The organism is Pedobacter paludisoli (genome assembly GCF_052344095.1).
GTDB lineage: Bacteria > Bacteroidota > Bacteroidia > Sphingobacteriales > Sphingobacteriaceae > Pedobacter.
Genome location: NZ_CP179926.1, coordinates 1,208,629 through 1,231,313 on the forward strand (window position 1 = coordinate 1,208,629; position 22,685 = coordinate 1,231,313).

At 36.8% G+C, this 22,685-nt stretch carries 19 protein-coding genes; 9 read left to right on the top strand and 10 right to left on the bottom strand.

Annotated features, from left to right (window positions below):
- The first annotated feature begins 206 nt into the window (after positions 1-206).
- Positions 207-635: a hypothetical protein gene (locus tag ACJVDK_RS04805; protein WP_443939159.1), complete on the top strand. Its 429-nt coding sequence runs from the start codon at positions 207-209 to the stop codon at positions 633-635.
- Between the two features lie 18 nt (positions 636-653).
- On the opposite strand, the gene ACJVDK_RS04810 is transcribed toward ACJVDK_RS04805, so the two are convergent.
- The 3 genes from ACJVDK_RS04810 to ACJVDK_RS04820 form a co-directional block, all read right to left on the bottom strand.
- On the bottom strand, positions 654-1,439 hold the full coding sequence (locus tag ACJVDK_RS04810) for a murein L,D-transpeptidase catalytic domain family protein (RefSeq protein WP_443939160.1): 786 nt from the start codon (positions 1,437-1,439) through the stop codon (positions 654-656).
- A gap of 209 nt (positions 1,440-1,648) precedes the next feature.
- A complete protein-coding gene (locus ACJVDK_RS04815) occupies positions 1,649-3,556 on the bottom strand; it encodes a DUF3857 domain-containing protein (RefSeq protein ID WP_443939161.1) in 1,908 nt (635 codons plus the stop codon).
- Positions 3,553-5,526, bottom strand: a complete 1,974-nt coding sequence (locus ACJVDK_RS04820) for a transglutaminase domain-containing protein (RefSeq protein ID WP_443939162.1) — start codon at positions 5,524-5,526, stop codon at positions 3,553-3,555. The genes ACJVDK_RS04815 and ACJVDK_RS04820 overlap by 4 nt, the downstream gene beginning before the upstream one ends.
- Positions 5,527-6,047: 521 nt before the next feature.
- On the opposite strand from ACJVDK_RS04820, the gene ACJVDK_RS04825 reads away from it, so the two are divergent.
- The 5 genes from ACJVDK_RS04825 (at position 6,048) to ACJVDK_RS04845 (ending at position 14,088) form a co-directional block, all read left to right on the top strand.
- Complete coding sequence (locus ACJVDK_RS04825; protein ID WP_443939163.1) at positions 6,048-7,001, top strand: exonuclease domain-containing protein; 954 nt, start codon at positions 6,048-6,050, stop codon at positions 6,999-7,001.
- A gap of 24 nt (positions 7,002-7,025) precedes the next feature.
- Positions 7,026-8,888: a M1 family metallopeptidase gene (locus tag ACJVDK_RS04830; RefSeq protein ID WP_443939164.1), complete on the top strand. Its 1,863-nt coding sequence runs from the start codon at positions 7,026-7,028 to the stop codon at positions 8,886-8,888.
- Positions 8,889-9,131: 243 nt separating this feature from the next.
- Entirely contained in the window at positions 9,132-11,684 is a 2,553-nt protein-coding gene (gyrA, locus tag ACJVDK_RS04835; RefSeq protein WP_443939165.1) for a DNA gyrase subunit A, read from the top strand.
- A gap of 33 nt (positions 11,685-11,717) precedes the next feature.
- The gene (locus ACJVDK_RS04840; RefSeq protein WP_443939166.1) at positions 11,718-12,788 is read left to right on the top strand and encodes a tetratricopeptide repeat protein; all 1,071 of its coding nucleotides are present in this window, start codon (positions 11,718-11,720) and stop codon (positions 12,786-12,788) included.
- Between the two features lie 157 nt (positions 12,789-12,945).
- Positions 12,946-14,088 (top strand): tetratricopeptide repeat protein, encoded by a 1,143-nt coding sequence (locus ACJVDK_RS04845; protein WP_443939167.1) that lies wholly within the window; start codon positions 12,946-12,948, stop codon positions 14,086-14,088.
- Between the two features lie 147 nt (positions 14,089-14,235).
- On the opposite strand, the gene ACJVDK_RS04850 is transcribed toward ACJVDK_RS04845, so the two are convergent.
- The 4 genes from ACJVDK_RS04850 to ACJVDK_RS04865 form a co-directional block, all read right to left on the bottom strand.
- Positions 14,236-14,634, bottom strand: a complete 399-nt coding sequence (locus ACJVDK_RS04850) for a hypothetical protein (protein ID WP_443939168.1) — start codon at positions 14,632-14,634, stop codon at positions 14,236-14,238.
- Positions 14,635-14,832: 198 nt separating this feature from the next.
- Positions 14,833-15,726, bottom strand: a complete 894-nt coding sequence (gene hemF, locus ACJVDK_RS04855) for an oxygen-dependent coproporphyrinogen oxidase (protein WP_443939169.1) — start codon at positions 15,724-15,726, stop codon at positions 14,833-14,835.
- Positions 15,727-15,991: 265 nt separating this feature from the next.
- The gene (locus ACJVDK_RS04860) at positions 15,992-17,221 is read right to left on the bottom strand and encodes an MFS transporter (protein ID WP_443939170.1); all 1,230 of its coding nucleotides are present in this window, start codon (positions 17,219-17,221) and stop codon (positions 15,992-15,994) included.
- Between the two features lie 103 nt (positions 17,222-17,324).
- Positions 17,325-17,531 (bottom strand): coproporphyrinogen III oxidase, encoded by a 207-nt coding sequence (locus tag ACJVDK_RS04865; RefSeq protein ID WP_443939171.1) that lies wholly within the window; start codon positions 17,529-17,531, stop codon positions 17,325-17,327.
- 156 nt (positions 17,532-17,687) lie between these two features.
- On the opposite strand from ACJVDK_RS04865, the gene ACJVDK_RS04870 reads away from it, so the two are divergent.
- Genes ACJVDK_RS04870 through ACJVDK_RS04880 form a run of 3 tightly spaced genes read left to right on the top strand, consistent with a single transcriptional unit; the run spans position 17,688 to position 20,231 of the window.
- On the top strand, positions 17,688-18,173 hold the full coding sequence (locus ACJVDK_RS04870; protein WP_443939172.1) for a DUF4442 domain-containing protein: 486 nt from the start codon (positions 17,688-17,690) through the stop codon (positions 18,171-18,173).
- 7 nt (positions 18,174-18,180) lie between these two features.
- Entirely contained in the window at positions 18,181-18,810 is a 630-nt protein-coding gene (locus ACJVDK_RS04875) for an AlbA family DNA-binding domain-containing protein (RefSeq protein WP_443939173.1), read from the top strand.
- A gap of 53 nt (positions 18,811-18,863) precedes the next feature.
- The gene (locus ACJVDK_RS04880; protein WP_443939174.1) at positions 18,864-20,231 is read left to right on the top strand and encodes an MATE family efflux transporter; all 1,368 of its coding nucleotides are present in this window, start codon (positions 18,864-18,866) and stop codon (positions 20,229-20,231) included.
- Positions 20,232-20,262: 31 nt separating this feature from the next.
- On the opposite strand, the gene ACJVDK_RS04885 is transcribed toward ACJVDK_RS04880, so the two are convergent.
- From ACJVDK_RS04885 to ACJVDK_RS04895, 3 genes are read right to left on the bottom strand one after another with little or no spacing between them, the layout of a single operon-like run.
- On the bottom strand, positions 20,263-21,003 hold the full coding sequence (locus tag ACJVDK_RS04885; RefSeq protein ID WP_443939175.1) for a hypothetical protein: 741 nt from the start codon (positions 21,001-21,003) through the stop codon (positions 20,263-20,265).
- Positions 21,004-21,040: 37 nt separating this feature from the next.
- Complete coding sequence (locus tag ACJVDK_RS04890) at positions 21,041-21,724, bottom strand: pseudouridine synthase (protein WP_443939176.1); 684 nt, start codon at positions 21,722-21,724, stop codon at positions 21,041-21,043.
- A 54-nt stretch (positions 21,725-21,778) separates the two neighbouring features.
- Positions 21,779-22,684 (bottom strand): histone deacetylase family protein, encoded by a 906-nt coding sequence (locus ACJVDK_RS04895; RefSeq protein WP_443940026.1) that lies wholly within the window; start codon positions 22,682-22,684, stop codon positions 21,779-21,781.
- Position 22,685 lies beyond the last annotated feature (1 nt).

Below are 22,685 nucleotides of genomic sequence, written 5' to 3' on the forward strand. Positions count from 1 at the left end.
AAAACCATACTTCAAATGATTTATCCACTTAATATCAATAATTTAGAAAAGCAAAGGCAGTGGTGCTCTCGATGCATCAGTCGGGCTTTCCGCTCATACGCCACGGGCCTTAAACGCTGTGCCGGTATCCGCTTCAATCCCGTTTAAAAACTAAATTCAATGCAAATCGTTATCTTTCTAAAAAATTCAACCGTATAAGCTCTTGAATGAAAAAGTACTACACATTTAATAACCAAAAAATAGGAGTCGATTTGAAACCTAAAATTATTCGGGTGTACAGTTCCGATGCACTCGATGGTTTTTTTAGTCAATCCATTGAATCAGATTTAAACACCTTAATTTCAAGTATTCAGGCAGATTATACAACACTTTACAAAAAAGAATTAGCCATCAGCAATGAATCGCTATTTGTCGAAATTTTAGCGCATGTGCATTGCGAGTACATCGGTTTTACCTTAAACAAGAACATTAAATGGAGATTGTTTAATCGCTTTATTGAAAAGCTAATTGCCCGGGCAGAAATTGTTGATTGTGGCGAAAGAAAAATGGATAGCAACCGTTGGGTATGGGATATCTTAAGTTTCTTTCAATCTTTTTTTGTATTCATCTTCCCCAAAAAACCTTTCTCCAAATAGCCATAACTTAGGGTTTGCTCAATCCATTACCGACGCTAAAATAGCCGGCTCCTTGTTTTCTATCATGCTATAAGCCACTTCGGAGTTTAATAAATTAGAACTATAATTCCCTCCTGAAGCATGAATAAAAAGAACCGTTCTATCCGATAGCGTGTTAATAATAGTCGCGGCTAAGTAACTCGGCACCGCGGGGCAGCCTTGACTACGGCCTAATCTACCCAATTTGTCTATACTTGCTTGGCTTACATAATCGGCCCCGTGCAAAACAATCGCTCGACTTCGAGCTTGGCTGTTAAAATTTAAGTCCAAACCATCCAATCGCAATGATTTTCCATGTTTGCCATAATACGTTTCTGCGGTTAAGTAAAAACCCAAACTACTCTGATTGGAATTATTCCGATTTGAAAACTTGTTTGCCACATTGCCTCCGCTATTTTCACCATGCGCTACCCAGGTATTTAACAAGAGCTCTTTTTTCTCTAAATCAAGAATATACAAACGCTTTTTGGTGCTTTCTTGGTCAAAATCGGCTATGCTTAATATTTCTTTAGAATGCAATAAGCCAGCGTGCCGCAGGTTTAGAAAACCTATGATTGCTTTTTTAAATACATCGGGCGCTAAGCCCAAACTATCTAAATGCATGCTTTGATAAAGCTGATTTGTGTAGGTCTGTAACAAACTATCTTTCGTGTTGTTTGTTTTTCGAATATCTTTTGTTTTTGCAGGTATTGTTTTCCAACTGCTCATCAATAAGCCAATGCAAATAAATGCCGCACCAGCCATTCCCATTCTATACTGCTTCATTAAAATAAGGATGTTTACTTTTTGAAGTATTATACGATTGATATACCTTTTTATTGCCTTTTAAAAATAACAACCGCTTTGTAGCAATCTGTTTTACAACTAAATGACGAATCGAAAGCAGCGAGAATATGAAAATTATCCCTTTTATTGCACAAAAAAAACACCTTAAAAATGAAGGTGTTTTTTGTAGTGTTAAAAAAAAAGCCTGATTATTTTTTTACTGTTAAGGCTATCTTTATGTAGTCTGCCGAATTAACTTCGTTCATAAATTTAGAAAACTCGGCATACTTGTCTGGCGGAAAATTGCCATCGTTTATTTTAAGCCTCCGGTAATAAACCAGTTTTTTTCCATCTAAATGTACCTTTGCAAGGTATTCCCCAAACTCACTTTTAAAGCTTTTATTTGCTGGCTCAATTAGGCCGGTATCAATATTATCCGGCAGGGTATACGTAAGCGTATCTTCATCGATAAAACCACGATCAATAACAACAGGAAGTTGGCGCGATTTTAATTCCGGTATCGAGCGCCTTAAGTTAAATGCATTTAACTCTAAAAACATCTTATTATTTGATAAAGGAGCATAATTGGGCATATTTACAACAAGTTGTTCATTTACTTCGGGATTAATCGTTTTGTTTTGCTTGTATTTAATCGATTCAAATTCAATGTTATCAATGTTGTAATAATCTTTTAAAACTTTAGGTTGCTCTGTTGGAGAAGCATAAATAACTTGCTCGCGATTTTCATACTGTGCACCATAAAAATTAGTAGAAATGGTGGCTTTGATGTTTCCTACTGGGCTAATAATTAAATCTGCCTTTCTAACCTGCGTATTGTTTACCGTTTCTAATTTTGGCGTGCGGAGCACTTTACCACCTTCAGCGGTACAGGCTAACACCAAACGGTCATCGGTAAAATCGCCCAAATATCCGAATGGAATTTTTTGACTTGTACATTCTAACCAGGTAGTATCGCCTTTCAAAGGCATACATAAAATAATGTGATTGCCTTGCTGCATGGTAGCAAAATCAGGTTCTAGGCTTATTTTCTCGCGACCCGCTTGTACAACACAGTAATACGATTCGATATCGGCAACTTTTAAAAGACTTTGCATGTAATTCACCAAGGCTTTGCAATCGCCATATCCCAAACGATCAACCTCCGAAGCTTCGAAAGGCTGGAAACCGCCAATACCTACTTGTACACTTATATAACGTGTTTTTTTCTGTAAGTAGTCGTATATTTTTCTAGCCTTATCTTTATCGTTAGTTTCGTCTTTTATAAGATCCTTTACAGTGTTAATAGTTGTTTGCGGTAAAGTACCACGGTTTTTAAGTAAATCTTCATAAACCCATTTACCAAGTTCATCCCAGTTTGTGTATTTTCCGGAATGCCCGAAATAAGTAAATTCTAAAGGACTAATTTTAATACTGGTTTGATAACTATCTCTATTCGGACTGTATGGCTCAGGCTTAACTGCTGCTACGTTAGAAACCGTCCACGTTAGTTTCTTCAATTTATCTTCCGTACTCTCTTCTGGATTTCCTGTATAACCTTGTGCTTTAATTCTAACCTGTTGTGTTGGGTTGTATAGGAAAGCATAGGTACTTTTTTCCACCGAAACATCGCTTGCTGGTTGTGGATCCCAATCGGGCACAACCAAGTTTTGTTTAAACTTAACCTCGTAGGTATAAACAACCGTATATGGATATTGATTGACAGCTGGCAAATAGTGCTTTATTCTTCCATCGCTAAATAACGAAAAACCATCAGCAGCACTTTCGTCTATTAAATTATTTTGAGAAAACTTCTGGACGGATTTACCCATTTCGTTATACACTTCACCTTTAAAGCTTTTTATGCTGATGTTTTTATCATAATACATCACCCACCGTGCCTCATCCTCGCCATTTTCGTTAAATACGGTTATCGCTTTTTTAACACGTAACGTAACATTGTCTGCCGCCTGCATAATCAGCGTTCGCTCTTCATTGCGAATGCATGAATTTGCTCGTGCGCGCAAGTTAGATGGTATAGCGGCTACATCATAAATATCTTGGGCAAATAAAAGGGTATAACTAAAAAATAAACTTAAAAATAAGAGTGTTAATTTCACTTGGTTGTTGTTTTGAATAATAATTCAGTTTTTTGATTTTGAATGATTTTGCTGTATAATTCTTTTAGAGCGAAATAATCATCGGCAGAATATATAGCTTGATTAAATTGCAATACCTGATTCATACCTAATCTATTTTCCTCAAACTGCGATTTTAAACTATATTTTACGGTTCCATTGCCTATTGAAAGCGCCATATTTTTTGGTTGTTCTACTAAGGTATATTGTTCTGGCAAAGAAATGTAAACCACAATTTTTTCATCACTAGTTGCGCCTAAATCAACCGGGTAGGTACGTTCATTTAAATTGAAAGGATTCTTGGTAATCGCATTGATGATAAATGGATTAAAATAAAATTGATCTTTTAAACCATCAGAAACATTCATTTCTACATCGTATTTTTCAATCAGGGTATTTTCAACGCTGTCTAAATTGTTTACGGTATGATTCAAGATTTTAATTTTGGTCATGCGTTCATCCATTTTTTCAACAAATTCTTCAACCGAGCTAGAACGTTTCATTTCTTTGCGTTTGTTTAACGCCGAATAACCAGAACTATAAATCATCATGGTTCCCACAATTTTACCCTCCTTATTTAAATCACCTGTTAGCACGTAACGTGTATTGTTAGGAAGGCCAGATTTCATCGGAATCCAATCAGATGGTTTCTTTAAATTAATAATTCGTCCTTTATCGTTTACGCAACGTAAGGGAAGTAACCCGAAAGGTAACAAGGGTTCTGTTGCATCTAATAGGTAACTTGTATTGCCTACATTTACTTTTGCAATCATGTAATTGAAATTGCTGAGCACCGGATATAAAGGGTTTGGCATACCGTTATCGCGGGTAGAAAGAATCACGGCCTCAGCATCCAAATTTGCGGCTGATAACGCTGCAATTAAACTTAAATTTATATCAGCAACATTTCCCGAACGTTTTTCTAAAGCCGTTTTAATACCGTTTTCAGCATATTTACCATAATAGTCATTCCATTTAATTTGCTTTTTAATATAGTTGTAAATGGACTTCGCTTTATCTAAATCGCTTGTATCTGCTTTGGTTATTAGCGGAATAATGTCTTTAAATAAATCCTTCCGTTTCATTTGTCCGCCAAAATCCTTATCGTTCAGCAATTCATATTCAACGTCTTTCCAGGTTTTAGTATAGGATGTTTTAACACCACGAAGATCCTGAACATCAGAAAGCTCAAAACATATAGCTGATTTAAAGTTGCTTGGCGCTGTCATATACTCCTCTTCATAAAAAGCCGGAATATCTTTCATGCTGTAAAGTATTTTAGAACAATCGATGGAAACACCGTTAATACGTTCACATTCTTTTGCTATTTCAGCCTTGCTATCAGTTAGTTTTAAGAATCCGCGTAAGCTTACATTATAGTTGTAAATACCTGGAATGTACACCAAATAATCGCTCTGTATTTTTGGGATATCTGATTGAAATTCCCATGTCTTAAAATTAAACACATTGGGCGATCTTAAGGTATACGCATATTCAATAACGCTGCCATCTTTAATGTTTGGAAGGGTAAACTTTTTGAGGGTTAAATATTGCGATTTTACTTCATTAAAAACTGCCTTATTGTCCATTACAGTTACCGTAAAACTACCGTCCTGATAATTAATAGTAGAGGCTTTTAATTCAGCGATATCTTCTGCATTATTTCCATTTCTCCACAAAGGTATTTCAATGTTAGCCTGTTCAAAACCTTCTTTGTTATAAATTTTAATACGGGTATGGTACTCGAATAGAACTTCCATGCCACCGTTATTTTCATTAAACATTAAGCGGGTGGCACCAAACTCGCGCAACACAACAGCGTTTGCTGCACTATCTAATTTTTTCTTGTCAAAAAAATATTCGTCAGTCCCAATTTTACCATAGTCAAATTGTTGCGAAAAAGCATTCATGCTACATAAAAACAGGACGAAGCAAAAAAAATATCTATTCATAAATACGTCAATTAGCAAGGGATTCTGAAATCGGTTTACTATTATTTTGTGATTGTTTTAAAAAAAATTATTCTGTTTTTAAATGATTTTACTGTAAAATTCCTTTAGTGAAAATAATCTTCAGCAGCGAAAATGGTAAATATGTAGAAACAGCTATAAAGCATAGACCGATTGACCGTAGTATTTTATACATGGAGCGTTATATTAAGGCCACAAGTATACTGATAATTGAATATAACGGCCTCATATTTTTCAAAAAAAGAGACCATGCTGTATCTTTAAATCGGATTCAGGTGAATCTTCATTTGTCTGTTTATCCCTGTAAATTGCCATGTTTCTGATAAGCATGCACCATGAAAGCAAAACAGACAACTAATTGACAAAAATTACATATTATGGTGGGGTTTTAAAATTTATTGTTCAAAAAAAACAGACATTTAATCAAACCTTTTTAGCATTTTTGACTACTGAAGCTAGCGCATCAAAATGAGCTTCACTATAGAAATATCCGAAACAATAACATGAAATTAAACTTAAGACGTCCGTTAGCTTTTTTCGATTTAGAGGCCACGGGAATAAATGTAGGGGCAGATAGAGTGGTTGAAATTGCAATTTTAAAAGCAATGCCCGATGGTACTGACTTGATAAAAACCTGGCGTGTAAATCCCGAAATGCCTATCCCTTTGCAAACCTCGTTAATTCATAATATTTACGACCAGGATGTAGCTAATGAACCTACTTTTAAGATGTTAGCTCCTGAGATTGCCGAATTTTTAGGCGATAGTGATTTAGCTGGATACAACTCGAATAAATTTGACATCCCCATGCTTCTAGAAGAATTTTTAAGAGCAGGCATAAATTTCGACATGTCGAACAGAAAGTTTGTGGATGTGCAAAACATTTTTCATCAAATGGAGCAACGTACTTTAAAAGCAGCCTACAAATTTTATTGCAACGAAGATTTGGTAAATGCACATGCGGCAGAAGCTGATGTATTAGCTACCTACAAGGTTTTATTAGGCCAACTTGATAAATACCAAGAAACTGAATTTACCGACAAAAAAGGCGTTAAAAGCGTTCCTGTAGTAAACGATGTGGATGCTTTAGCCACTTTTACCAATATGAATAATTCTGTAGATTTTGCAGGCAGATTAGTTTTAAATGAAAAAGGTGACGTTTGTTTTAATTTCGGGAAGCATAAAGGGAAAACAACTGGCGAAGTTTTTCGAATGGAGCCAAGCTACTATGCGTGGATGAAAAATGGAGATTTCCCTTTGTATACTAAGAAAAAACTTGATGAAGAATGGGAGAAATTCAACGCCAGAAAAAACGAAAATAGGGCTCCAAAACCACAAAACGATACCCCATCCGCTAAACAGCCTTATAAAGCAAAGCCACAAGCGAAACCTGAAAAACCTGCACAACCATTGAATAATGATATGCTAGAACAGTTGAAAATGAAATTTGGAAAATAATCTGCTTTTTGGCCCACTAATTTTATGAAATCTATATCGTTAATTGCTCTTGCTTTCTTTACATCCTTTTATGTATATGCACAAACTGAACTACCAGTAGACGCAGTATTTCAAAATGCCTTTAAAAAAGGAACACGCAATGAAAATGGAGCCCCAGGCAAAAAGTATTGGCAAAATCATTCCGATTATATCCTTAAGGTGGATTTTAACCCGGTAACCCGATTACTTAAAGGAGTAGCATACATTACCTATACCAATAATAGTCCAGATGTACTCTCGGAAATTTGGCTCAAACTCTATCCCAATCTTTATAAAAAAGGAACCCCAAGGCAATCGAAAATTTCAGAAGCTGATTTAGGGGAGGGCGTAAAAATAGCATCCATACAGGTAAATGGAAACCAAACATCCGATTATAAAATTGATGGAACCAACATGATTGTACAGGTTCCAACGGTTAAGCCTGGAAAAAAAATACATTTGTGGATTGAATATTCCTATACCTTAAATAAAGGTTCACACATTCGAACCGGGCAGGTAGATGAAGGTTCGCATTTTATAGCGTACTTTTTCCCAAGAATTGCTGTATACGATGACATCGATGGTTGGAATAAATATCCGTATACCGGAAGTGAAGAATTTTACAATGATTTTGATAATTTCGCAGCCAATATTACGGTACCTAAGGGATATGTTGTATGGGCAACTGGCGATTTATTTTATCCCGAAAATGCTTTCCAACCAGAAATAATCTCCAGAATAAATGGCGCTAGCAAGACAGATAGTATTGTCGATATCATTACTCCTCAAGATTTAGCGAACAATGCTGTAACGAAAAACAAGGCATTCAACACGTTTTGCTTTACGGCTAAAAACGTGACTGATTTTGCTTTTGCCTTGAGCGATCATTATATCTGGAAATCAACAAGTTTAGTGGTTGATCCTAAAACGAATAGACGTACCCGTGTGGATGCTGTGTTTAATCCAAAACACAAAGATTATTTCGATGTGATTCATTATGCCCGTAAAACGGTCGAAGCTATGAGTTATGTTTTTCCAAAATGGCCATATCCCTACAATCACGAAACCGTTTTTGATGGACTAGACCAAATGGAATATCCCATGATGGTAAACGATAATCCGGTAGAATCAAAAGAAGATGCCATTACACTGACCGATCATGAAATTTTCCATACCATGTTTCCATTTTATATGGGTATCAATGAAACAAAGTACGGATGGATGGATGAAGGTTGGGCAACCATTGGCGAATGGTTAATTTCTCCGATGATTGATTCAAGCATCGTAGATGAATACGGTATAAAACCGACGGCATCGAGCTCTGGCAGTAAAGATGATACACCTATTATGACTTTAACGCCCGATTTAAAGGGTGCAGGAACCTTCACCAATTCCTATCCGAAACCAGCGTTAGGCTATTTATTTGTGAAAGATTATTTAGGTGATGAATTATTTACAAAGGCCTTGCATCACTACATCAAGAATTGGAATGGCAAGCACCCCATGCCACACGATTTCTTTAATAGCATGAACGAGGGCAGCGGAAAAAACATGAATTGGTTTTGGAAACGTTGGTTTTTCGATGAAGGAGTTACCGATTTAGCCATTAAAAACGTGAGCAAAACAAGCAACGGATACGCTATAGAAATTGAAAACAAAAGTTTAAAACCTTTACCGATAGATTTAACCTTCAAGTACGCGGATGGTTCAATGGAGACAAATCACAGTACGATAGGAGTTTGGGAAAAGGGAAATCAGCTCACAACCGTTATCTTACATACCAGTAAAAAACTAAAAGATGTAATGTTAGGAAGTAGTCATGTTCCGGATAAAACGAAGAGCGACAATACGTATAAAGTAATGCAATAAGCCGTAACTTTTCCTTCAATTACGCTTCTTAGAAGAAACGACAGTATAATCGAGTCACAATTTTAACGTATTTAAATCATTTAAAGGCTTATAATCGCTTTTGTATCAATAGGACAAGTAAAAAAATGGTCGATAGGTCAAAACTTTTCCACAATGCCTTAAATTGGCATATTTTTACTAAATTCGCAAGGTTAGAAGAACACCTTTTTGAAAACATCGTTTTTGATAACGAAAATATAATTTATGGCAGAAGATTTAGAAAATCAGCAGAACGATAAAATAATTCCTATCAATATAGAAGAGCAAATGAAATCGGCCTACATTGATTATTCAATGTCGGTAATCGTATCAAGGGCTTTGCCTGATGTACGCGATGGATTAAAACCAGTGCACCGTCGTGTTTTGTACGGGATGCTCGACTTAGGTGTAACCAGCAGTAAACCCCATAAAAAATCGGCCCGTATTGTAGGGGAGGTTTTGGGTAAATATCACCCACATGGAGATTCATCTGTTTATTTTACCATGGTTCGTATGGCGCAAGATTGGAGCTTACGTTATCCGATGGTAGATGGTCAAGGAAACTTTGGTCACATTGATGGAGATTCGCCCGCTGCAATGCGTTATACCGAGGCTCGTTTCGCAAAAATTGCGGAAGAAATGTTGGCCGATATCAATAAGGATACGGTAGATTTTCAGTTAAACTTCGATGATACCTTACAAGAACCTACCGTTTTACCCGCTAAAATTCCAAATCTTTTAGTAAACGGTTCATCGGGTATTGCTGTAGGTATGGCTACCAACATGGCTCCACACAATTTGGGTGAAGTGATTAATGGTATTACGAGCTATATCGACAACCGCGATATCACCGTAGAAGAATTGATGAAATTCGTTAAAGCGCCTGATTTTCCTACCGGCGGTATTATTTACGGTTACAACGGTGTGAAAGAAGCTTTCGAAACCGGGAGAGGCCGTATTGTGATGCGTGCAAAAGCCGAAATCGAAACCAACAAAGATCGCGAGGTGATTATCGTTACAGAAATCCCATATCAAGTAAATAAAGCCCAAATGATCGAGCGTACAGCGGAATTAGTAGGCGAGAAAAAACTTGAAGGAATTTCGAATATTAAGGATGAATCAAATAAAGATGGTATCCGCATTGTGTATGAAATTAAGCGCGATGCCAATGCCTCTATTGTTTTAAATAACTTATACAAATACACCGCTTTACAAACCTCGTTCAGTGTAAATAACATTGCATTGGTTAAAGGTCGTCCGCAATTATTAAATTTAAAAGATTTAATTATGCACTTCGTGGATCACCGTCACGAAGTGGTTATTCGTCGTACCAAATACGAATTAGCAGAAGCTGAAAAACGTGCACACATTTTAGAAGGATATTTAATTGCTTTAGATCATTTAGATGAGGTAATTAAATTAATTCGTGCTTCAGAAACACCTGAAGAAGCGCGTTTAGGTTTAATGGAAAAATTTGGCTTAAGCGATCTTCAAGCACGCGCCATTCTGGATATGACACTTCGTCGTTTAACAGGACTGGAACGTGATAAAATTAAAGAAGAATATGCTGAGTTGATGAAAACTATTGAGTACTTAAAATCAATATTAGCGGATGAAGGTTTGCGTATGCAAATCATTAAAGACGAATTGACGGAAGTAGGTCAGAAATTTGGTGATGAACGTAGAACGACCATTATTCACTCTGCTGAAGACATGAGTATGGAAGACTTCATCGACGATGAGGAAGTTGTAATTACCATCTCACACGAAGGTTATGTGAAACGTACTCCAGCTACTGAATTTAGAGCACAAGGAAGAGGAGGAAAGGGTTCAAAAGGAAGTACTTCAAGAAATGAAGACTTTATTGAGCACATGCTGGTTGCAACCAATCACAATTACATGTTGTTCTTTACCGAAGCAGGAAGATGTTTCTGGTTGCGCGTATACGAAATACCTGAAGGTTCTAGAACAAGTAAAGGTAGAGCAATTCAAAACATCATCAATATCCCGAAAGAAGAGAAAATCAAGGCTTATATTAAAGTTAAAAACTTAAAAGACCAGGATTATTTAGAGAATAACTTTATTATAATGTGTACCAAAAAAGGTACGATTAAGAAAACCTCTCTTGAGGCATATTCTCGTCCACGCGTAAACGGTATTAATGCGATAAACATTAATGAAGGAGATCAATTATTAGAAGCTTGCTTAACCACCGGTGAAAGTGAAATTGTAATGGCTTTACGCTCAGGAAGAGCTATTCGTTTTAACGAAAAAACTGTTCGTCCGATGGGTAGAACCGCAACCGGTGTACGTGGAGTTACCTTAGCACATGAGCAAGACGAAGTTGTTGGCATGATTGCTGTGAATGGTCCAGAGGTTACTGTATTAGTTGTATCGGAGAAAGGCTACGGTAAACGTACCGATATTGAGGATTACCGTGTAACTAACCGTGGCGGTAAAGGTGTAAAAACAATTAACGTTACGGATAAGACAGGGCAATTAGTTTCCATAAAAGACGTTACAGATAACGAAGATTTAATGATTATCAATCGTTCAGGTATTGTGATTCGTATTCCAGTGGCCGATTTACGTGTAATGGGACGCGCAACACAAGGTGTTCGTTTAATTACCCTAAAAGGAGATGACGAAATTGCATCAGTAACGAAGATTGATCATGAGGATGAGGAGGAAGAAGAAACTGAAGGTGCTGTAGAAGGAGATGCTACAAATGATACCGAAGGAGACGCTCCTGCAACCTCGACAGAAGAAACAGAATAAAATAATCACCTAATAAAAAGTATAAAAACAGATATGAAAAGAGTAATTCTTAGTGTTTTTTTAGCAGGAGTAAGCACTTTTACTTTTGCTCAGAAAAGCGAAGTTGCAGAAGCTAAAAAGCAATGGGGGATGTTCCAATTGACTAAAAAAGCAGAAACCCTTAAAGAGGTTATCAGCCATACAGATAAAGCAATTGCTGATGAGAAATCAAAAATAATGGTAGAATCTTGGTCGTATCGTGCTTTAGCAGCCTCAACTTTAGCCGTTTTAGATACTACCAGTATTGAAAATGCTGATGCAAATATTAAAATTGCCCAAGAAGCAGTTGCAGAAGCTAAAAAGTTAGATACCAAAGGCGCAGAGAAAGACAACATTGCGAATGCGGATTTAAATATTGCCAATGCCGTTAGAAATGGCGGTATCATCGCTTATAACAAAAAAGATTTCAAAAAAGCGTTTGAAAAATTTTCTCAATCGACAGAAATTAATCCAAATGATACGGCCATGTACTTAAACGCGGGGATTACTGCAAAGATGATTGAGGATTATCCAAATGCAATAAAGAATTTTAAAAAAGCAATTGAATTAAATGTACCTCAATCAAAAGATTTATACTCAGAGGTTATCGATATTAATCTGCGTTTGCAAAAAGATACCACTGCTGGATTAGAAAATCTTAAAGCTGCACAAGTAAAATTCCCTGATAATCCTGATTACATCAAAACAGAGACGCAAATTTATATCAACAGGGGAGATGCTGCAAAATCTGAACAAATGTTGACGGCTTTAGCTGCTAAAGAACCAAATAATGCAAATTATCAAGTTTTATTAGGAAACATTTATTTCAGCCAAGCGCTAAATATGCAAAACGATAGAAAAAATATCGACAGTAAAAAAGATGTTGGTGGCAAACAGTATAATGCATTAACAACTAAAATGAATGGTTTAGTAGATAAATCATTACCTTTTTACAAAAAAGCATTAGAAATTGAACCCAATAATCAAGGAGCATTAGAAACGTTAAAAACAATTTATGCTTTTAAAAATGATACGCCAAATTATGAGGCAATTAAGAAACGTTTAGATGCGTTACCAAAACAATAATTACAAATAAGCGTTTAAAAAAGAGTCCCAATTTTATTGGGACTCTTTTTTTTTGTTTAATTTTAGCTTTTGTTTGCCGATATACTCAAAAAAGCATGTCAACAAGGTAAACGCTTACACATTTATCAAGTACAGTGCTTTTGATTTAGTTAGTTCTATGCAAAAACGTTTTAAACTTCTTACCATCTTCACGCTCGTTAGTTTTAACTTGTTCGCCCAAAAAAGTCAAATTTTAATTGGAAGAAATTCGGTCGCTAAATTACAAGCGGCTATAGGAGAGAAGCAAGATGGGAAAAAACAATTAGCTATTATTACCGAAGGTCTAAAAGCCATTTCTGCAGCTGAAACTGATTGGAAAACAAAAAATTGGGTTGAAACCTGGTCTATAAAATCGTACTTAAGTTCGTATGCGGCACTGGTAGAAACCGATGAAACAAGTGCTGATAAGTATTTTGACATGGCCACAGAGGCCATAAAAAAAGCCAAAAATTTAGATAAATATGAAGATAATGCAGGCTTAATTAAAGCGTCAGAATACAACATCATTATCAAAAAACAAGACAAAGGAAATGCTGCTTTTTTTAACAACGACTTTAAAGAAGCCTTTGAAAATTTGAAAGATGTAAGCAGTAATTTCCCAAAAGATACTACACTGGCATTAAACACGGGCATTTGTGCTTTAAACATTCAACAATATGACGATGCCCTAAAATATTTTAATCAAGCAAAGGACAATGGAATTCGCAATCCATCTGTTTATCAGAAAATTGCACAATTGTATAGCGCTAAATTTGATACAGAAACTGCACAAAAAGTGTTGGAGGCTGGCTTGGTTGTTAATCCGTACAACCGCAATTTGACCAACGATTATATTAATTTACTCATCGAAACGGATAACTATAGCAAAGCGCAATCGCTTATTGAAACCAATCTTAAAGTAGAAAAAAGTAATAAACTGCTATTTTTTCTCTACGGATATATCCAACAACAAAACGGAAACAACGATACCGCAATTTTAGCGTTTGATAGAGCGTTGGATTTGGATCAAAATTATTTCGATGCTTTGTATCAATTGAGCTTGGCATATATTACAAATGCCAATGATGTTTTAAAGAAAAACGACGCGGATAAAACAGCTAAATACGATGCACTAATTTCGAAAGCTCAAGCTACTTTAAGCCGTGCCAATGAAATTAATCCAAACGATAAAAAAACTACCCAATTACTCATCGATATCTACTCATATAAAAACGATGAAGAGAAGGTTCAAGAGTTAAAACGGAAACTACGCGATTTCTAGCAAAGACATAGAAAAATAAAGAAAAGGGGAATGCTGCAATCCTAAACTTAACATAATATTAATTATAGGACAAAAGATTTACAACTTTCCCAGAGTTTGGAATCATGCTTAATTGTTTAACAATGAGAAAAGTAATATCCTTTTTAATTAGATTCTCACCAGCGTTGCATTGATCCACATTTCTAAGGCGATAAGCTCGTTGTTCTGTTTTTCCAAACTGCTAATCATCGATTTGAGTAGCGAACGAGATGGCTTTAATTCCAATACTTTGGTTAATAGCGCATCACCGATATTTTGTTCATAACTATTAGTCATTAATTTGATGTATCTGTCGATAGTTACTCCAGGAAATAATTCTTTAGAACCCATTTCATATTCTCTAGAAAGCTTGATTAAACCATTTCTAACTATATGCGAGGTAGCTTGTGTTGTCTTAAATTGAACAACGAAATGCTCAATTTCTTCTTTGGGTTCTTCCAGAAATGTCTTCTGGTAGGTAAACCACGCGATTAATAGTCCTACTATAGCGATGGTGATTTCAATCATGGAGCTGTTAATTTTCTTATCTATCAAAGATTCGATTTAAATTCAAATTTTCAAAGATAATTTCATCTAAATGAACAACACAATCTACACTACAAAACTTATCGGCTCGAGAAATGAATGTCTTTTAAGAATTCCGTTCACAAAAAAAGTCCGATACTTTTTGCGTAACATCGGACTTATTCTTTAACAAAGAAATACTTAAACCCAAGCAATTCCTTTTTTGAGTAACTGCAACGTTTGATGTTCTGCAGTGTCAACTTCTGGTTGAAGATTGTATCCCCAGTTGGCTTGTGGTGGCAAACTCATCAAAATAGATTCGATACGACCATTGGTTTCTAAGCCAAATTTTGTTCCTGAATCGTACACTAAATTAAATTCTACATACCGGCTACGGCGTTGGAATTGCCAATCTTTCTGAGCGGCTGTGAACTCACGATCGCGGTTACGATCAATTAACTCTGTATAAATTGGTAAAAATGTTTGTCCAACGCTTAATGAAAACTCTAAAATTTCTTGCCAGGATAAATTGGTATTATCAGGTTTTAATCGATCGTAAAAAATTCCACCAATGCCACGTGTTTCATTGCGGTGCTTAATAAAGAAGTAATCATCGGCCAACTGCTTAAACTTCGGATAAAACTCCGGATTAAATTCGTCGCAGGTTTGTTTTAGTTTGTGATGAAAAAAACGTGCGTCATTTTCAAAAACATAATGCGGTGTTAAATCAATTCCGCCACCAAACCAACGCGTTTCTTCGTTTAATTCGAAATAGCGAATATTCATGTGAATAATGGGCACCAATGGATGGTTTGGATGAATAACAATGGAAACGCCAGTCGCAAAAAAATCGTCTTCACTTACATTAAAAGCCTTTTTTATAGCCTCAGGTAATTTCCCATGAACGGCTGAAAAATTTACACCGCCCTTTTCAATAATGTTCCCGTTTTGCATAATTCGGGTACGGCCGCCTCCCCCACCTTCACGTTCCCAAACTTCTTGTTCAAATTTTCCTTTTCCGTCAGCAAGTTCTAATCCTTTACAAATTTCATCTTGAATTTGCTGATATTTTTGAGCGACTTCTTCTTTAAACATGGCTATCCTGATTATATGCACACAAATTTAAGGCAATTCGCTTCAGTAATTCCATTTATGTTTAGATAGTACATTAGGTTGACAGTAGTGGTGAATAGTGAGTGGTGAATAGTGAGTGGTGAATAGTGAATAGTGAGTGGTGAATAGTGAATAGTGAGTGGTAAATTGGGGAATTGGTAAACTCCTGTTGGTACTTAATACTAACTATTTAATACTTTTAGCTTTACGCTCTCTGCTGTCTTACTACTTGATACTCTTAACTAACCTAATCCTCTTCCAGATAATTTAAATCCTTGTTAAAGCTTTCTGATAATTGGCTAAGACCAAACATGGCCACTAGGGTTAAAACACCCATTACAATGTATGCAGCGGTAATATTGCTGGTTTTTTGCGCTAAAAAGACGAACAAGAAATTAATGGGAATGAGTGCGCCACGCACAAAATTGGGCACTGTAGTTGTAACGGTTGCACGAATATTGGTACCAAATTGTTCGGCAGCGATGGTTACAAAAGTGGCCCAATATCCAACTGAAAACCCCATAAACAAACAAAGCCAAATAAATTTCTGTTCGTTTAAACCATAACTTGTTAAATACCAAATAACGCTAACAAGCGATAGTATATGAAAGATAAATACCGTAATTTTTCGCGATTTAATCACTTGCGATAATAAGCCGGTTACCACATCGCCAATGGCGATACCAAAATAGGTAAACATAATTCCCTTCCCGGCATCCAAAGTTTCTGGCGAGCCTAATTCAACCCCAAACTCGCGACAAAGTGTTACCAATACGCCCACCACAAACCACAATGGAATTCCGATTAATATGCAATAGATGTATTTTTTAAAACGCGACCAATTGTTAAAAAGCATGAAAATGTTTCCTTTTTGCACCTCCTTTAAGTTGGCTGCGTGCTTAAACATACCCGATTCAAAGGTTCCGACACGCAATAATAGCAGCATTAAACCCATGCCACCGCCTACAAAATAGGCTGTTTGCCAGCCAAATTTAGAAACTTCGAAAGCGGCAGCTGCTCCCAGCAAACCTACACCCGCAACAATCATGGTACCGTAGCCGCGTTTTTCTTTATCCATGGTTTCCGTTACCAGTGTAATACCCGCTCCTAACTCACCTGCCAAGCCTATGCCGGCAATAAAGCGAATCCATGCATAACTGTTCACAGAAGTCACAAAGCCATTGGCAATATTGGCTAAAGAATACAACAAAATAGAACCAAAAAGTACCTTAATACGCCCTAATTTATCACCTAGAATACCCCAAAGGAGTCCGCCTAAGAGCAAACCAAACATTTGCACATTGATGATAAAAATACCGCTATCCTTTAAATCAGCATCCGCAACACCTATATCGGTTAAACTTTTAACGCGTACTACCGAAAAAAGTACTAAGTCATAAATATCAACAAAGTAGCCTAAGGCAGCTACGATAACTAAAAAAATAATGTTTCTGTTTTGCGTTGCTTGAGATTGCATTCTTACATCTGGTTTAGAAAGATGAAAGTACACATAAGAACCATAAAAGAAAACATTATTTAATAAAAAAAAGCTCTGAGTAGTAATTCAGAGCTTTTTTACCTTATCTCGGAGGCATTTTAGTTGTATCGGGTGGCATAGTGGTTGTATCCGGTGGAGCTGGTGTTTGTGTTGTATCCATTGGGGTAGTCATGGTGCTATCTACCTTCGTACTGTCGGCCGTACCTGCCATGTTTTTCGAAGAATTGCATGCCGTTATGGACAGACCTAGCGTGCCCAAAAAAGCAAGACTTAAAAATAACCTTTTCATAGTTTTATGTTTTTAATAGATAACGAACAGGAAATCAGATTGTTTTGATTTAAATACGATTTGAAATAACGCTTATCCCGGATATTAGTTTTTTCCGCCAGATAATTGGACGCATTTAGCTTTTAAAACCGATAAATGTTTCTGATATTAGTATATATGATCATATCTCAAAATACACTTAAATGGGTCATGCGTTTTTATCCCCCTTTATTCTTTCAACGCATTTGGGTTAAGAAATTTGACGATAATTTTAGAAGCTGCACGGTTAAAATAAGCAAAAGCATGTGGAACAAAAACTATAACGGTTCCATCTTTGGGGGTACAATTTATGCAGCTACCGATCCCTTTTATGCGCTATTGTTCGATCAATTATTACAACGCCGCGGATTTAAAGTACGTGTATGGTTAAAAAGTGCGTCCATTAATTATTTAAAACCCGGCCGTTCTGCTTTATATTTTACCATCCGCGTGAGCGATGAAATGTTAAACGAAGCAGAACATACACTAAACACCGTAGGCAAGTTTGTTAAGGCCTACCCCATGGAAATAACCAACAAAAGTGGCGAATTGTGTGCTACTGTTATGAACGAAGTATATATCCGAAACCTACATACAGGCGAACAGCCTCGTGTTGCTTATTAAAAAGAATATGCCCAGTATTAAAAGTTTAATCCTACAAGGCGAAGGCGTAACGCTCGATTTTAAGAAAACCATTACCAATTCCGAAAAAATAGCCAAAAGTTTGGTTGCCTTTGCGAATAATAAAGGGGGTAAACTATTAATTGGCGTGGCCGATGACGGAACGATTAAAGGGGTGAAATCGGAAGAGGAAGAAAAATACATGATTTTAACTGCTGCGCATCAACTGTGTAAACCGGCAATTGAACCATTTTTTGAAGAAATTTATGTCGATGATAAATTGGTTTTGGCAGTAACTATTCCGCAAAGCGACACCAAGCCTCATTATGCAATGGATGAAAACAAAAAATGGTGGGCATACATCCGTATCGATGATAAAACGGTACTCGCGAGTAAAATTATTGTCGATGTTTTAAAGAAAGAACATGAAGATGCCGGTGTTTTAATTTCTTATTCAGATAACGAAAAAAAACTTTTGGAGTACCTATCAATTCATGAAACCATCACCTTGAAACAATACAGCAAATTATTAAGAAGCTCTTTTCGTAAAACACAAAAAATATTGGTCAATCTTATTTTAACCCATGTTATTCAGGCGCATACCAACGAAAAAGAACAGTATTTCACAGCTGTGAAATAATTTATTGAAGCATTGTTTTTGCAATAGTCGTAAAATGACGACCTTTGTGCGCTATGCTATCTACCCTTTTCGTAAAATACAAGCCTTATTATAAAGAAAACCTACATCTTGCTTTACCCATTGTGGTGTCACAATTGGGGCATACGCTGGTACAACTGGCTGATGGAATAATTGTGGGCCATTTTGCCGACACCAACCAATTGGCGGCTGTATCTTTAGTGAACAGCGTTTTTATCCTGATTTTAGTTTTAGGTTTAGGGATTTCATACGGTTTAACACCTTTAATTGCACAAGAGAACGGCCGTAAGAATTATAATCAATGTGGTAAACTTCTTGCTAATAGTTTGCTTATTAACATCGCCTCTGGCATATTGTTGTATGGTTTGGTTTATATCGCCTCGGCATTTGTAATTGATAACCTGGGTCAGGCAAAAGAAGTTGTCGTACACGCAAAGCCCTACTTAAAATATTTAGGTTTATCCATCATTCCGGTGATGATATTTCAAACTTTCAAGCAATTTAGCGAAGGTTTGGGTTTTACCAAACAGGCCATGTACATTTCCATTTGGGGGAATGTCATCAACGTTATTTTGGGTATTATTTTTGTAAAAGGAATGTTTGGTTTTGCGCCGATGGGTGCTAAAGGTGTTGGTTTAAGTACCTTAATCGATCGCTGCTTAATGGCCACTGTCATGGGTATTTATGTCTTTAAATCCATTAATTTTAAGCAATACCTGCAACAATTCAAGTTTGGCGCGTTTAATAAAAGCATCACAAAACAAATTATCAAATTAGGCGCACCGGTTGCTATGCAATATATTTTTGAGATTAGTGCTTTTAGTGGCTCGGGGTTAATTATTGGAACCATTGGCCCTATCCAGCAAGCGGCCCATTTCACTGCGCTTTCTCTCGCTTCTTTTACCTACATGTTGGCTACAGGAGTTGCTTCGGCAGCGAACATTAAAACAGGTAACAATTTTGGGAAAAGAAATTTTGATGATCTCCGTAAATCGGCTATTGCTAGTTACCACGTAGTTTTATTGTTCATGGCCTTTACTGCATTGATTTTTATTTTTGGCAACCAATTTTTACCATTTATTTTCACTTCCGATGCATCGGTGGTTTCTTTAGCGGCGCAATTATTAATTATTGCTGGTTTTTTTCAATTGTTCGACGGCACACAAGTAGTGGGATTAGGTGTTTTACGTGGCTTAGGTGATGTGAATATTCCAACATTTATCACCTTTCTAGCCTATTGGGTAGTGGGTATTCCCATTGGTTATCTTTTAGGAATTCAATTGGGTTGGGGAGCTAATGGCATTTGGTATGGCTTAACATTGGGTTTATTAACCTCCTCTATATTGCTATTTCTTCGTTTTCAAAACAAAACAAAGGCGCTAAAAGCAAGTGTTGAATCTTAAACCTTAATTTCTACAACCGCATTGTTAAAATTTAGTGCGGTTTATTGCCAAGATTTAAAACCGCTCCTATCGTAAAAATAGAATTACCGGCATTTAAGTATTTGCGACTTTGTAAGCCAATGGTTGTGCTGGTGGTGTATTGGAGCTGGAAATTTTTGCTTAGTGCCATCCGCGTGAAAAACACGGGCTCAAAGAAAATATTGCTTTCTTTCGGTTGAACCACGCTATTTAAAAACATGCGGTCCATTTTGGCATTGGTTAAGCGCAAAGCCGTTCCGTAACTAATGGGAATATTGGCGCCAAACAATTTTAGGTGGTTATTTTTATCGGAGCTAAAATTAAGTTGAATAAAGGTTTTGCGGTAATCCACCTCTTGAAGTTCGGAGCTCACTAAAACGTCCTTGTCAAAATCACGAAACAGCATATCACTCGAACCCTTTCCTACACCTGCATATACCTCTAAAATACGTGCTTTATTTGATCCGAAAGTGGTAAAATAGCCACCACCTATTTCTATATTTCTGTGTTTTAAATCTTTGCTTTCCGAATGATAATTCATAGCTGAACCACCGGCAATTAAACCAATGTGATTGGCTACGGCATACGCGCCATTGATATTCACATTTCCTTTAAAAGAGACATGCGCAGCAGCACTAAATTCGCCTTTCTGACTCAACATGGGCGTATTGGGCACGTTTGGTAAATAAGCAGAAGAACAACTGGCTAACGTTAGGATACAAGCCAGCGATGTAAAACGGAAAAATGGTTTCATATATGTTTATAAACACCACTTTTTTACAAAAATTGTGCTAGAGATTTATTTTCATGAGATTAAGCATGCGTATGAACTCTTCATGAAGATTTGCTTGAAGATGAATATGCTCTGAACTTACTGGGTGTGAAAAACTTAGCTCAGAAGCATGAAGCAACATGGTGCTCATATCCCATTTTTCAAAAAACAATTTATTTTGTTTGTTGCAGCCATGCGTACGATCGCCGATGATTGGGTGTAAAATATGGCTAAAATGTCTTCTCAATTGATGCATTCTGCCCGTTGTAGGATTTGCTTCAACAAAGGAATATCGTGAGGTACTATGCTTTCCAAAGGGAACGGGAATTTCTGCCCGCTGAAGCGTTCTATATTGGGTGAAAGCTTCTTGCATAACACCGTTATCTTTCGCTAAGGGATAATCAATCTCTTGAGTATCTGGGGTATATCCGCGCAGAAGTGCTAGATATTTTTTATTGGTCTCGCCATTCATAAACTGCTGTTGCATAGCTATTTCAGTAGCCTTATCGAAAGCAAATAATAACACACCACTGGTCTTTCTATCGAGGCGATGCACAGGGCTCACGTGTTTACCAACCTGATCACGTAACATTTGTAAAGCAAATTCGGTTGCATCTCTTGCAATGGATGATTGATGCACCAACAAACCGTGAGGTTTATTAATAGCAATGAGGTGGTCGTCTTGATAAATAATTTCCAGCATGCTGCGAAGGTAGGAAAATGAATTGTTTTGTCACAAAAAGAACAGGGCCAGATTTTAGGAGCCAAAAATATCAAATCCGACTTTAAATGTATTGCAATGCGCTTCCACTATATCCCGGATATCCGTTGAATAACCACCGCCCATGCTAACTTGTACAGGAACTCGATGCACTTTACAGGCACTTAAGACCATACGATCGCGTTCTTTGCAGGCTGCCTTACTGAGTGCGAGCTTACCCAATGCATCGCTGCTTAAAACGTCTACTCCAGATAGGTAAAATACAAAATCAGGCTTTTGCTTATCAAATACAAGCTGTAAATTTTCTTCGAGAAGAGCCAAGTACGCATGGTCTGCAACCCCATCATTTAACGGAATATCTAAATCTGAAATTTCCTTTCTAAAAGGGAAATTCTTATCGCCATGCATCGAAAAAGTGAAAACCCTATCTTCCTTTGCAAAGATTTCTGCGGTACCATTGCCTTGATGCACATCTAAATCAATAATTAAGATAGACTTAGCCAATCCTTTATACAACAAATAATTAGAAGCAATCGCTTGATCATTCAGTAAACAAAATCCTTCCCCCCAATTACTGCCTGCATGATGCGTACCACCCGCTACATTAAAAGCAATTCCACTTTCAAAAGCTTGCACCGCACCATCAATGGTTCCTTGGGCAATGCGTATTTCACGCTCAACCAATTGCGCTGTTAACGGAAAACCAATTCTGCGTTGTTCTTTAGCCGGCAATATTAAATCCCTAAGTTGAGTCCAATAGTGCGCTTCATGCGTTAACAGAATAACAGCTTCTTCTGCTTGGGTCGGCTGAAAAAGATTCTCCTGAGCAATGATCCCCTCATGTAATAACTGCCCGGGAATAAGTTCGTATTTCAACATCGGAAATCGATGCCCTTCTGGCAAAGGATGTGCAAATAAAGGATGCCAAGCTATTGGTATCAGC

Coding starts and splice junctions, on each gene's coding strand:
- ACJVDK_RS04805 (WP_443939159.1), top strand. CDS start 207: ATGAAAAAGTACTACACATTTAATAACCAAAAAATAGGAGTCGATTTG.
- ACJVDK_RS04810 (WP_443939160.1), bottom strand. CDS start 1,439: ATGAAGCAGTATAGAATGGGAATGGCTGGTGCGGCATTTATTTGCATT.
- ACJVDK_RS04820 (WP_443939162.1), bottom strand. CDS start 5,526: ATGAATAGATATTTTTTTTGCTTCGTCCTGTTTTTATGTAGCATGAAT.
- ACJVDK_RS04825 (WP_443939163.1), top strand. CDS start 6,048: ATGAAATTAAACTTAAGACGTCCGTTAGCTTTTTTCGATTTAGAGGCC.
- ACJVDK_RS04830 (WP_443939164.1), top strand. CDS start 7,026: ATGAAATCTATATCGTTAATTGCTCTTGCTTTCTTTACATCCTTTTAT.
- gyrA (WP_443939165.1), top strand. CDS start 9,132: ATGGCAGAAGATTTAGAAAATCAGCAGAACGATAAAATAATTCCTATC.
- ACJVDK_RS04840 (WP_443939166.1), top strand. CDS start 11,718: ATGAAAAGAGTAATTCTTAGTGTTTTTTTAGCAGGAGTAAGCACTTTT.
- ACJVDK_RS04845 (WP_443939167.1), top strand. CDS start 12,946: ATGCAAAAACGTTTTAAACTTCTTACCATCTTCACGCTCGTTAGTTTT.
- ACJVDK_RS04850 (WP_443939168.1), bottom strand. CDS start 14,634: ATGATTGAAATCACCATCGCTATAGTAGGACTATTAATCGCGTGGTTT.
- hemF (WP_443939169.1), bottom strand. CDS start 15,726: ATGTTTAAAGAAGAAGTCGCTCAAAAATATCAGCAAATTCAAGATGAA.
- ACJVDK_RS04860 (WP_443939170.1), bottom strand. CDS start 17,221: ATGCAATCTCAAGCAACGCAAAACAGAAACATTATTTTTTTAGTTATC.
- ACJVDK_RS04865 (WP_443939171.1), bottom strand. CDS start 17,531: ATGAAAAGGTTATTTTTAAGTCTTGCTTTTTTGGGCACGCTAGGTCTG.
- ACJVDK_RS04870 (WP_443939172.1), top strand. CDS start 17,688: ATGATCATATCTCAAAATACACTTAAATGGGTCATGCGTTTTTATCCC.
- ACJVDK_RS04875 (WP_443939173.1), top strand. CDS start 18,181: ATGCCCAGTATTAAAAGTTTAATCCTACAAGGCGAAGGCGTAACGCTC.
- ACJVDK_RS04880 (WP_443939174.1), top strand. CDS start 18,864: ATGCTATCTACCCTTTTCGTAAAATACAAGCCTTATTATAAAGAAAAC.
- ACJVDK_RS04885 (WP_443939175.1), bottom strand. CDS start 21,003: ATGAAACCATTTTTCCGTTTTACATCGCTGGCTTGTATCCTAACGTTA.
- ACJVDK_RS04890 (WP_443939176.1), bottom strand. CDS start 21,724: ATGCTGGAAATTATTTATCAAGACGACCACCTCATTGCTATTAATAAA.